Annotated in this window: 9 protein-coding genes; all 9 read left to right on the top strand. The window is 42.3% G+C overall.

All coding sequences use genetic code 11. From position 1 onward, the window contains the following. Positions 1 to 116: 116 nt before the first annotated feature. Entirely contained in the window at positions 117 to 485 is a 369-nt protein-coding gene (locus tag ACQKMH_RS26290) for an ArsR/SmtB family transcription factor (protein WP_427590290.1), read from the top strand. Next, positions 478 to 2,601: a heavy metal translocating P-type ATPase gene (locus ACQKMH_RS26285; protein WP_427590269.1), complete on the top strand. Its 2,124-nt coding sequence runs from the start codon at positions 478 to 480 to the stop codon at positions 2,599 to 2,601. Before ACQKMH_RS26290 ends, ACQKMH_RS26285 begins: the two co-directional genes overlap by 8 nt. A 561-nt stretch (positions 2,602 to 3,162) precedes the next feature. Then, positions 3,163 to 4,425 (top strand): GTPase HflX, encoded by a 1,263-nt coding sequence (hflX, locus tag ACQKMH_RS26280; RefSeq protein WP_427590267.1) that lies wholly within the window; start codon positions 3,163 to 3,165, stop codon positions 4,423 to 4,425. A 702-nt stretch (positions 4,426 to 5,127) separates the two neighbouring features. Then, positions 5,128 to 6,486, top strand: a complete 1,359-nt coding sequence (locus tag ACQKMH_RS26275) for an NAD(P)-dependent oxidoreductase (RefSeq protein ID WP_427590289.1) — start codon at positions 5,128 to 5,130, stop codon at positions 6,484 to 6,486. A gap of 26 nt (positions 6,487 to 6,512) precedes the next feature. Then, positions 6,513 to 7,799 (top strand): NAD-dependent dihydropyrimidine dehydrogenase subunit PreA, encoded by a 1,287-nt coding sequence (preA, locus tag ACQKMH_RS26270; RefSeq protein ID WP_427590266.1) that lies wholly within the window; start codon positions 6,513 to 6,515, stop codon positions 7,797 to 7,799. Positions 7,800 to 7,813: 14 nt separating this feature from the next. Beyond that, positions 7,814 to 9,232 carry a dihydropyrimidinase gene (hydA, locus tag ACQKMH_RS26265; protein WP_427590265.1) on the top strand — a complete coding sequence of 473 codons (1,419 nt, stop codon included), beginning with the start codon at positions 7,814 to 7,816 and terminating at the stop codon, positions 9,230 to 9,232. A gap of 44 nt (positions 9,233 to 9,276) precedes the next feature. Then, on the top strand, positions 9,277 to 10,761 hold the full coding sequence (locus tag ACQKMH_RS26260; protein WP_427590264.1) for an NCS1 family transporter: 1,485 nt from the start codon (positions 9,277 to 9,279) through the stop codon (positions 10,759 to 10,761). A gap of 18 nt (positions 10,762 to 10,779) precedes the next feature. Beyond that, positions 10,780 to 10,995, top strand: coding sequence for a hypothetical protein (locus ACQKMH_RS26255; RefSeq protein ID WP_427590263.1), 216 nt, complete (start codon positions 10,780 to 10,782; stop codon positions 10,993 to 10,995). A 263-nt stretch (positions 10,996 to 11,258) separates the two neighbouring features. Further along, positions 11,259 to 12,893 carry a PucR family transcriptional regulator gene (locus ACQKMH_RS26250; RefSeq protein WP_427590262.1) on the top strand — a complete coding sequence of 545 codons (1,635 nt, stop codon included), beginning with the start codon at positions 11,259 to 11,261 and terminating at the stop codon, positions 12,891 to 12,893. Positions 12,894 to 13,000 lie beyond the last annotated feature (107 nt).

Genomic DNA, 13,000 nt, shown 5'->3' with positions numbered 1-13,000 from the left:
AAGGCGATTTGGAGGAAGGAGAAAGATTCTTTACATTCAAATACAGGTTTGAATATTTTGGGAATTGTGTTATATTATAATCAAACGAACATTTGAATGAGGGGCGTGAAAAGATGATGGAACTGAAAGATATGTGTGATGTCCATCTGCATGATGAGGTAAAGGTTAATCGCATTCAAACGGAAATGAGCCAGGTGAATATATCCAGCATATCGAAGCTGTTCAAGGTGATAGGCGATGAAAATCGGGCGAAAATAGCTTATGCGCTTTGTACGGACGAGGAATTGTGTGTATGCGATTTGGCCAATATCATTGGTGCTTCCATGGCGACAACGTCACATCATCTTCGTACCCTCTATAAACATGCAATCGTAAAATTTCGAAAAGAAGGTAAGTTAGCTTTTTATTCATTGGATGATCACCATATTAAGCAATTAATTCTCATTGCATTAGAACATCAGCAGGAGGTAAGGGTCGATGGCTGAGTCCCCATTAAAAACGTATCGTATTCAGGGTCTTTCCTGCACGAACTGTGCAGCTAAGTTTGAGAACAATGTCCGTGATCTAGACGGTGTGAAGGAAGCCAAAATCAACTTTGGGGCTTCGAAGATTTCGGTACAGGGAAGTGCGACAATTGAAGAGATTGAAAAGGCAGGGGCATTTGATAACCTGAGAATCCGGGATGAACAGGAACAGGTGACACAAAAGGAACCATTTTGGAAGCAAAAAGAAAATATTAAAGTGGTTTGCTCGACTATACTTCTGTTAGTCAGTTGGTTATTGGATAAACAATATGGTGATGAAAGCATCATGTCGATATTCGGTTATGCGGCTGCCATCATAGTTGGAGGATATTCATTATTCCTCAATGGGTTGAAAAATCTTGTCACTCTTCGCTTTGATATGCACACACTGATGACGGTTGCCATCATCGGAGCAGCCGTGCTCGGTGAATGGGGCGAGGGGGCAACTGTCGTCATTTTATTCGCAATCAGTGAAGCGCTGGAAAAATACTCGATGGATAAAGCGCGGAATTCTATAGAATCATTAATGAATATCGCGCCTAAAGAAGCCTTGATCCGCAGAGGGCATCACGAAATCATGATTGGTGTCGATGAGATTGAAGTGGGCGACATCATGATTGTTAAACCCGGTCAGAAGCTTGCTATGGATGGAAAAATCCTAAAAGGGGCTTCGACACTTAATCAAGCAGCCATTACCGGCGAATCCGAGCCGATTTTTAAAACGGTTGATGGTGAAGTATTTGCCGGAACATTAAATGGTGAAGGGTTGCTGGAGGTAGAGGTCACGAAGCGAGTCGAGGATACGACGATAGCAAAAATCATTCACCTTGTTGAAGAAGCACAGGCTGAAAAAGCGCCTTCCCAAGCCTTCGTGGATAAATTTGCAAAATTCTATACGCCCGCGATCATGCTTATTGCCTTGGCCATTGCTATAATACCTCCGCTTGTAATGAACGGGGATTGGAGTGAATGGATTTATCGTGGATTGGCTGTACTCGTTGTCGGCTGCCCTTGTGCTTTGGTCATTTCTACGCCAATTGCTATTGTGACAGCCATCGGGAATGCCGCGAAAAATGGGGTTTTGATTAAAGGTGGGGTCCATCTGGAGGAAGCAGGAGCAATAAATGCGATTGCGTTTGATAAGACGGGTACCTTAACAAAGGGCGTACCTGAAGTGACTGATTTCACAGTGTTGGATGATGGGTTGAATGAACAGGACGTGATGGGAATCGCTGCAGCTTTAGAAAGCAGATCACAACATCCCCTTGCCACAGCCATTCTCAAAAAAGCGGAAAAACATGACGTGGACTATCCTTCCATAGTGGTAGATGATTTTACTGCCATCACTGGGAAAGGCATAAAAGGGAAAATCAATCACGAAATCTATTACATTGGTAAACCAAATTTCTTTGAAGAAGTGGCGGGTTTAGATTTTTCTGATGACATCCTCAAACAAATCAGCGGCTTTCAAAAAGAAGGAAAAACGGTGATGGTGCTTGGCGATCAAATAAAGCCCCTGGCACTTATCGCGGTGGCTGATGAAATAAGGGAGAGCAGTAAGGAAGCAATTCGGAAACTGCATGCATTGGGCATTGAAAAAACGATCATGTTGACCGGGGATAATATCGGCACGGCAAATGCGATTGGATCAGCCGCTGGTGTTCATGAGATTGAGGCGGAGCTATTGCCCCAAGATAAACTGACCATCATCAAACAATTGAAGCAAAAATACAATCGAGTGGCCATGGTAGGTGATGGTGTCAATGATGCCCCGGCCTTGGCAGCTTCCACGGTAGGAATTGCGATGGGTGGGGCGGGTACTGATACGGCCCTTGAAACAGCCGATATTGCCCTAATGGGTGATGACTTATCTAGGCTGCCTTATACAATTCGCTTAAGTCGCAAAACATTAACGATCATTAAGCAAAACATCACGTTTTCCTTGGTGATTAAGATCTTGGCCTTATTATTGATCGCACCAGGCTGGTTAACACTGTGGATGGCGATTTTTGCAGACATGGGTGCGACTTTATTAGTTACATTGAACAGTCTTCGATTACTGAGAATCAAAGAATAGAAGAATAGTAGCTCCTCCGTGCTTTTATGTGCTGGGGAGCTTTTTTACGCAACTTTCCAATTGTTTCATGTGAAACTTTGAAAAAATGCATCCATTTTTCTTTTGAGAGAAGGGAAAGCCATACAGGGCTGGAACATTCGTACTGAACAGCGATGGTTTGGGAGCCGTGTCTTATCCACTGGATGAAACGGAGGAGCATAAGTGGGATACTGTTGCAATTACGCTTGAGTCCACGGAAAAAAAGCAAAGCTCCAATAGGGGATATAATATTAAGCAGTGAATTATAGCGAAAAGGCAGGGAGAAAACTCTCTGCCTTTTTATTTTTTAAGAAAACTGATAAGAAAGGTCCAAGGCAATTTATGAGAATCCGAACCTTCAGTTTAATGAGTCCTGCCATTTTTTGTTGAATTATCTTTTTAATAAAAGGAATTCTAATAAGAACATTTCGCTCGGAAAAGCAATCGTTATGCATGCAGTGGGTAGTATGCTACAATGTGGCTGACTTTTAGTGCAGCATGCGGTTATAAGGAGTAAGGCATGTAAAGAAGGGATTTGAAAGGATGGAATTACAACAAAGGGCAATCTTGGTTGGAGTTAATCTCAATGGCCAAAAGGATTTTGAGTATTCGATGGAGGAATTGGCAAATTTAACGGAGGCATGTGAGGTAGAGGTTGTAGGGACCATCACACAAAATTTGCAACGGGTGATCTCATCACATTTTATCGGGACCGGAAAGATTGAGGAAGTAAAAAATCTCGTTGACTATAAAGAAGCAAACGTTGTCATTTTTAATGATCAGCTTTCCCCTTCGCAACTACGGAATCTGGAGAGGGACATGGATTGCAAGGTGATCGATCGGACAATCTTGATTCTGGATATCTTTGCGCATCGGGCGAAAACGAAGGAAGCGCAGCTTCAGGTGGAAGTGGCAAAGCTTCAGTATATGCTCCCGCGTCTCGTCGGTTTAAGGGAATCACTAGGCCGTCAGAGTGGCGGAGTCGGTACAAACAAAGGAGCCGGTGAAAAGCAGCTAGAGCTTGACCGCAGGCGAATCGAAGAAAATATAAGAGTATTGAATAAAGAACTGGAAGACCTTGTTGCACACAGGCAAACGCAGAGGAAACAGCGTAAGAAGAATGCCATCCCTGTCGTATCTTTAGTCGGTTATACGAATGCAGGGAAATCTTCAATTATGAATGCTTTAATTGAGATGTTTCATCCAACAGCCGAGAAGCAGGTTTTGGAAAAGGATATGCTGTTTGCTACTCTTGAGACATCCGTACGAAACATTCCGCTCCCGGATAAGAAGGAATTCTTATTGACGGATACGGTGGGCTTTGTCTCTAAATTGCCGCATCATCTTGTGAAAGCATTTCGATCTACACTAGAAGAAGTGGTAGAAGCTGACCTATTGATCCATGTTGTCGATTTTTCCAACCCCAACCATGAGCATCAAATAGAGATAACTGAACAGACCTTAGCTGATATAGGGATTAAAGGGATTCCAACGATTTTCGCTTATAATAAAGCGGATCTTACCAGTTTGGAACTTCCGCGGGTGAATCGTGGCTCTGTATATATGTCAGCAAAAAACAAAGTCGGCATCGAGGAATTGATCGATCAAATTCGCGGACATATTTTTGTGGACTATATTCGCTGTGAAATGCTGATTCCATTTGATCAAGGACAGTTGGTTTCTTACTTCAATGAAAATGGCCATATAACGGAAACGGAATATGAAGAAAATGGATACCGAATAAGGCTTGAGTGCAAGAAAACAGATTATGAGAAATATCATTCATACGTTATTCACCCAGAATGAAACGCCTGTTGATAAGTTGGTGGTGGATTGTTGATAAGTGGAAAAACAAGTTTGTTAATGTGGATAACTTTTAAGTGAGTGCTTCTGTTCTGCACAATCACAGAGATTTAATCCATATTTTTTGTGTATAAACTGTGGATAAAAATAAAAAGCCCAGAAAAACTCGAATAAAGTTTCTGGGCTTTTACTTATGTGGACAAAGTGTTGATAAGTTGGTTTTCAGGACAAATCAGGAATGAGCATCCTTTAAGTTTGAAGAATAGTAAGAGTGGTTGTAGAAAAATGACGACGCTTATCATTTATTGTTAGGAAATATAACATGAATATTACATATTGCATATGTAACAACTGGTAATACTTTACACTTTGTATAATGTATCTTACTTTTTATCAGTATAAAATAAAGAATACTCATTTATCAGGTTAAATGCCGGAATTTGAGTTTTTAAGAGTAATAGGGGGGCATTAATGACTGGAGGAAGCAAGGACCGAGGCATGGCCAGTGAGAGAATGATAGAAAACAAAAAAGGAATGAGAGGATTTTTAAATCTATCGCCAAGATTGTCTGATGAATAAATGTTGAAAAACCATGTAGGCACTGTTTGAATCCTTTGTATATAAGGATGGGAAATGTATTTATGCACAATTCCTCCTTTTTTATTTTTTACAAATGAATGTTTGGAAGGAGAATAGTAGATGAGTATGTCGAGCCCGATAAAAGGTAGCCTTGAAATGAACTTTCATGAAGCGGAGAGGGGTTTGTCCCCAAGGGAAGCTTTGGAAGAGTCGAATCGATGTTTATACTGCTATGATGCCCCATGTATCCAAGCCTGTCCAACTGGGATAGATATTCCAAGTTTTATTAAGAAAATAGCGTCAGGCAATATTAAAGGATCTGCCAAGACGATCATGACGGCCAATCCTGTCGGTGCCAGCTGTGCGCGGGTATGTCCGACTGAAGAGTTATGTGAGGGGGCATGTGTCCTAAACCATTCTACAAAGCCAATCATGATTGGCAATCTCCAGCGTTATTCCACAGATTGGGCCATCCAAAATAAACAAGCTCTATTCAAGGCCGGGAAAAAGAATGGCAAAAAGGTTGCCATTGTAGGAAGCGGTCCAGCGGGCTTATCTGCAGCAAGGGAATTAGCCTTGCTTGGCTACAGCGTAACCATTTTCGAAGCTGAAAAAAATCCAGGCGGTTTAAATACTTACGGAATTGTATCCTTCCGTTTGCCTCAGAGCATTTCTTATTGGGAAGTGGAACAAGTAAAGAGTCTTGATGTTGAAATTAAAACGAATACACGTGTCGGGGTTGATGTTTCTGCAAATCAGCTAACTGCCGACTATGATGCTGTCATTTTAGCAATCGGCATGTCCGATGTTCCGAAGCTTGGAATTGAAGGAGAAGACCTGGCTGAGGTTTATGATGCAATCGAATTCGTCAAGGCAACGAAAACAAAGGCCCTTACTGATAAATTCATCGGGAAGAAGATGGCGGTAATTGGGGCTGGGAATACAGCGATTGATGCCGCGACTTGTTCTGTACGCCTTGGTGCCGAACAAGTGGGGATTATCTATCGTCGTACCCAAAAGGAAATGACAGCTTATGATTTTGAATATGAGTTCGCCAAACAAGAAGGTGTCGGTTTTCATTGGCTGACTAATCCCTCGAGGATCTTATCGAATGATAGTGGTCAGGTAACGGGCATCGAGTGTGTGAAAATGGTACTTAGCGAGGCTGGGGAAGATGGGCGGCGCCGTCCAGTCCCGATTTCTGGATCGGAGTTCGTCATACCAGTAGATGGAGTCATCCGTGCCATAGGTCAATCCAGATATGTAGGATTAATTGAACAGTTTGGCATACAACATGATGATGGCGTCGTTATATTGGAAGGGGATTCCTATAAAACATCGAATGAAAAGGTTTTTGCCTGCGGGGATGTGATTTTTGGAAAAGGCCAAGGTGAGGCAATGGTTGTTTCAGCTGCCCAGCAAGGAAAGAAGACAGCCTATGAAATCGACCTGACTTTAATGGGCGAAGCGGTGGATATTGCTTAATAATAATGAAAATTAGGAGGCTAATCATGGCTGATTTATCAATTGATCTTGCAGGTATTAAATCTCCCAATCCTTTTTGGCTTGCTTCAGCACCACCTACGAATTCGGGGTATCAAGTACAACGGGCGTTTGAAGCTGGCTGGGGAGGCGCTGTTTGGAAGACATTGGGCGATCCCATCCTGAATGTCTCATCACGTTTTGCGGCTGTTAGTTTTAATGGGCAGAGAGTTGCCGGGTTCAACAATATAGAATTAATTACGGATCGGCCGCTTGAAGTGAATTTGAAAGAAATATATGAAACGAAAAAGAGGTTCCCCGATCATGCAATCATTGCATCCGTAATGGTAGAGCCACGACAGGAAAAGTGGCATGAGATCATCAAGCGGATAGAGGACGTGGGGGTTGATGGTTACGAGTTGAACTTTGGCTGCCCGCACGGAATGGCTGAGCGTGGGATGGGGGCCGCTTCGGGACAGGTTCCAGAACTAGTGGAAAAGCAAACATATTGGGCAAAGGAAGCTGCATCCAAACCTGTCATTGTCAAACTTACCCCCAATATAACAGACATTACGGTTACGGCGGAAGCGGCGGTACGCGGTGGCGCGGATGCTATTAGTATGATCAATACGATTAACAGCTTGGCCGGAGTGGATATCCATTCATGGAACACGATTCCCCATGTAGGCGGCAAGGGGGCTCATGGAGGGTACTGTGGTCCTGCGGTGAAGCCCATCGCTTTAAACATGGTGGCAGAGTGTGCAAGGAATCCAGCTATTAATGTTCCCATTTCCGGAATAGGAGGAATATCAAATTGGCAGGATACAGTTGAATTTTTGTTGATGGGTGCAACGGGAGTGCAAATTTGTACGGCTGCCATGCATCACGGCTTTAGGATAGTGGAAGATTTGGTTGATGGCCTGTCCAATTACCTGGATGAAAAAGGGATATCATCTGTGATGGATATTGTCGGTAAGTCTGTACCGCGCTATTCCGATTGGGGGAATTTAGATCTTAATTATAAGGTCGTGGCTCGCATTAATAATGAGGTGTGCATCAATTGCAACAAATGTCATATTGCATGTGAAGATACTTCGCATCAATGTATAGATATGTTAAAGGACACATCAGGCAGCTCCTTCTTGAGAGTACGTGAAGAAGATTGCGTAGGCTGTAATCTTTGCTCGATTGTATGCCCGGTCGATGGGGCGATCGATATGATTGAATTGACGAATGAATTACCACCTATGACGTGGAATGAACGCCAAGAATTCCTTGGAAGCATAGGTAATGAAAGTGTTGATTTCGTAAAATGATGGAGGGGTCTAATATGAAGAAAATCATTAAAAACGGAACGATCGCAACTGCTGCAGATACGTATCAAGCCGATATATTAATAGAAAATGAGAAGATTGCAATGATTGGCAAGGACCTGCAGGCAGAGGGGGCTGAAGTCATCGATGCAAAAGGTGCTTATATTTTTCCGGGTGGCATTGACCCACATACACATCTCGATATGCCGTTTGGCGGGACAACGACAAAGGATGATTATGAAACGGGTACGATTGCTGCTGCATATGGAGGTACGACAACGGTCATCGACTTTTGTTTGACCGAAAAAGGGGTGCCGTTAAAGAAAGCGATTGAAACATGGCATGAAAAGGCCAATGAAAAAGCCGCCATAGATTATGGTTTTCATTTAATGATCAGTGAGATTAATGATGATGTATTGGCTGAATTGCCAAGTATCATCGATAATGAAGGGATTTCTTCCTTTAAGGTGTTCATGGCTTACAAGAATGTTTTTCAAGCCGATGATGCCACGCTATACCGCACTTTGTTGCAAGCGAAGGAACTTGGCGCACTTGTCATGGTTCACGCTGAAAATGGTGATGTCATCGATTATCTTACAAAGCAGGCGCTTGCTGAAGGTAACACCGATCCAATTTACCATGCTTTAACAAGGCCACCAGAGCTTGAAGGAGAAGCAACTGGACGGGCAGCTAAACTGACGGAAATGGCAAAAGGTCAGCTGTATGTCGTACATGTCACATGTGAAGAGGCAGTTGAAAAGATAATTGAGGCAAGGAATAAAGGCGTTGATATTTGGGGGGAGACTTGTCCGCAATATTTGGTCCTTGATCAGTCCTACCTTGAAAAGCCTCACTTCGAGGGATCTAAATATGTATGGTCCCCGCCATTAAGGGAGAAGAAGAATCAGGAAGTACTATGGAATGCTTTAAAAATGGGACAGCTGCAAACGATAGGATCCGATCAATGTTCTTTTGATTTTAAAGGGCAAAAGGACCTGGGACGTGAAGATTTCACGAAAATACCGAACGGCGGTCCCACGATTGAAGACCGCATGAGTATCCTTTTTTCTGAAGGTGTTTTGAAAGAGCGTATTACCTTGAATCAGTTCGTCGATCTAACTTCTACACGTGCAGCCAAACTTTTTGGATTATTCCCTAAGAAAGGAACGATTGCAGTTGGGTCGGATGCTGATATTGTCATTTTTGACCCGAAGGTGGAAAGGATCATTTCTGCAGATACTCATCATATGGCAGTGGATTATAATGCCTTTGAAGGGATGGAGATTACAGGAGAACCGGTTTCTGTCTTATCTAGAGGGCAATTCGTCATTAAAGATAAACAATTTGTAGGTGAAGCTGGAAAAGGGCAATTCTTGAAAAGGGCAAAATACAATACAGCTCAAAAGCTAGCTGCTGGGAAAAAGCTACCAGTCTGAAACTTTGGTAAGGAATCATGCAAATGAATATAGGGGGATTTGATATGAGTGGGAAGAATGATTATTTAAAGTCTCCCGATTTGCTGCCTATACCTCATAATGAGAAAAACATAAGTGCAGCCGGATTTGGTTTTATTTGGGTGGGCATGGCCGTAGTGTTGGCCGCCTTCGCAATTGGTGGGAACGGTGTTCAAAGTTTATCCTTAGGCTGGGTTGTTCTCGCAACGGTCATTGCCTGTGTGGCTCTTGGCTTTTTGATGACAATGACAGGCGATATTGGAGTTGAGCATGGCATATCTTTCCCTGTCTATATGAGGGCGCCGTTCGGTACGATTGGCACCCATATCCCTTCCGTTGTACGGGGGTTTGTAGCTTCATGCTGGTTTGGTCTTAACACCTACTTTGGAGCAACGGCAATGAATGCAATCTTTGCAACCCTCTTTGATTTTGATAATTGGTTTATCTGCTTCCTCATTTTTGCCGTTTTACAATTAGTGAACACGGCAATGGGAATCAAGTCGATAGAACGTTTTGCCGACTTGGCAGCACCCGTTATCATTTTGATTTCTGGCTGGATGTATTTTACCCTTTCCGATCAAGCTGTGGCCCAAGGAAGAGATGTATGGTCCTGGATTGAAAGTCCGGTCACTGGCGGGGCTGCTGCTACGGCTTTCATGGTCGTCATTATGGCAAACATGGGATTCTGGGGCACATTGACGGCAGATATGCCGACACTCTCCCGCTATATAAAGGCACCAAAAAATGAAAAAAATTGGTTTAAGCGCAATAAGGGCCAGATAATTGGGAATATTATCACCTATCCCATCACTCAGACGTTCATGGTCATTATCGGAGCGGTTTCTTATATGGCCGTTTCCAATTACGACCCAGTAGTTGCTATACAGGGTTCTGCAAGTGGAATTGCTCTCGGCGTCCTATTAATCATGATTGTATTTGCTCAATGGTCGACGAATACTACGGCCAATGTCATTCCCGCAGCTACCATTTTCTCCAATATCATGGGTCCTAAAATGCCGTTTTGGGCGGGGGTCGTTGTAGCGGGGGTCATAGGGATAGTCGTTCAGCCATGGAGTTTGTTCGGTATTATAATACAGGTTTTATTAATAATAGGTGGAATCCTGGCATCCATTGTCGGCATCCTGGTAGCAGATTATTACTTCCTCCGCAAACGACGAGTCAATGTACTAGCACTCTATGAAAGTGAAGGTCAGTATAAATATTTGAATGGAGTGAATTGGGCAGGAATCATTTCTTGGGCGATTGGAGGAATCGGTGCAACGATTTTTTCAAATTATTCGTTTCTTGTTGGTTTTGTTCTTGGCAGTGCAAGTTATTATATATTGGCTAAGTTTTGGTGGTTCAGGAAATATGAGCAAGCTGAAATCATGGATCCCAGTGATGAGAAATATTTGGGTATTTCAGTCGGAAGGGATTGGAAAATCCAAAAAGATTTAGAACGCGAAGAAGAGATGGTCATCACGGCTGCAACAGGCCGGGAGAACGTGTGAAAAAAGGGGGGAATGGATATGTCCGAATATCAAGATTATCGCTTAGAAAGGGAACAAATCGATTTTTTACTTGAAAGAGGATATCGAATCACCCGGGTTTCAGAAAATTTAAGTGGAGCTTTTCTCGATTTTGAACTGATTGAAGGGACGAAGCAGGAGTGGAAACAGTTGAACATCAAAACCCCGGAAGGAAGAAAATACTTCTCTACGCTGCTTTTCAGGAAGTTGAATTAAAATGAAAAAGGTATGAAGTGGGCCTATTCCTCAATGAATGGGTCCTTTTTTTGTACGTGTTTAGAAGTTCACTTTAATGGGGAAATGATAGGGACAAAACTTGAATGAACAGAGGGATTTGGTTTGCCTGGCAGCGATGTGAATGGAAAAACGCCGAATTTTATGTAGAATTTTGACGTTAGATTTTCTAACAAGTGTCTGGAGGTTTAAGGATTGTCCGTTTATAATAGATTTTAAAGCAGTTTATAAAAGGATGTGGATGGATGAATACGTCGATTACAATCGAGGAAATTCTAACGCGCAAGCATTTCAATCTGACGGATATAATCGCAGGTAGCAGTGGGATAAAGCGGCGAGTGAAGTGGGTCCACTGCATGGAAGTCACCCAAATCAGCCATTTGTTAAATGGAAATGAACTTATTCTGTCCACCGGTTTAGGTTGGAAAGATTGTGATGAAACGCTTCTCTCCTATTTAAAACAGTTAATTGAATGCAATGCGGCTGGACTCTGTATTGAGATGGGCGCCAACACGATGGCAGTGCCGCAGTGTGCCATTGATCTTGCAAATGAACAACAATTCCCTATCATCCTTTTTCATGAAGAAGTCCCTTTCGTGGAAATCACTCAGGATATTCATTCCCTAATCATTAATAAACAATATCAAATGATCTCCAACTTAGAAAACTACTCCCAGCAGTTAAATAAATATCTCCTCGAAATTGACCATTATGAACCAATTCTAAAATTTCTCCATAGCTATTTAAATGTACAGGTTATTCTTATTTTTAATGAAAATGATATAGCCAGCATTCCAAAAATAAATAAAAAGGTAACCTATCAAATGGTAGCGGACGTATATGAAGAAAAGCGTAATGTGGATAAAACCGTTCTTAGACAGCCGATTCAAGTGCTTGGTGAGAATTATGCGGAACTGCTCATTTGCAGCAACGACAGAGCGTTGACGGACTTTGATTCACTTATTTTGGATCGGACGGCTACCGCTTTGGCACAACATCTATTAAGGGATTTATATATAGAAGAAAAGAAAATGTCGGAAGAGAGTAAATGGCTGACAAATTGGATTGAAGGTGAGTATAGTGATGAAGCAATCCGAGAGAGGCTTTCTTATGTTGATCCGAAAATGCAGTTAGATGGCGGAATCGTCTGCATTTGCAAGCAGCATTCAAGGTTTAATAAAAGTTCTGCAAAATTGGATGGAACTTATTTCAAGATAATGTTTAGGACAGTCTTTGAACAATACGGCTTTCAGATATTTTCTATGGAAGTACACCAGCATCTTGTTTTTATTTTAGGTGATAATCGTTCATCTGAGGATTGGAAATCGAGGGTGACAAGCGCAGTTGATCGTATTATGAAAATGGATGTAAGCGGGCGTAATCGCATGAGTCAGCTTTCCATTGGTTTTGGAAAGCATGTTCAAAGGTTAAGTGAGATTTATAAAAGTTATGAAACGGCAAGAGAGACTTTATTGCTTCAGGATACCTTACCAGAGGAGAGCAGAAGCTTTTTTTATCAGGACTTACATATGCATCGCATGATTTCCCTCATAAATAAACATGGTAATCTGGAAGAAACGGTGCACGAATATTTAGGTCCTGTCATTGAATATGACAGGCAAAACAATGGGGAATTAATGCCTACCTTAAAGACCTATCTAGCTTGTAACGGATCTAAACAGGAAACTTCAAAACAACTATTCATTGTCCGGCAAACACTTTATCATAGGCTCGAAAAGTTAGAGAAACTGTTAGGTTCGGATTTTATGCGTTCGGATAAGCGTTTGGGCCTCGAATTCATGATTTTTGCATTGGACTTCTTACAGTATAGCAGCAGGAAGGTCAGTGGAAAGTATGTGGATAAATATATTGGTAAGTAAAAAATAAGTGTCAACCAAGGGTGTCCCAGGACATCCTTTTTTGAATGGAAGAAAAGGGAATGAGAGAGGGAATTTAATACACTGGTGAATGCAGGGATAATGCTGAC

Source organism: Peribacillus sp. NPDC097895 (assembly GCF_050277555.1).
In the GTDB taxonomy this organism is placed as follows: Bacteria; Bacillota; Bacilli; order Bacillales; family DSM-1321; genus Peribacillus.
The sequence above is the reverse complement of the archived record's forward strand: the minus strand, read 5'-3'. Positions and strand labels throughout refer to the sequence as shown.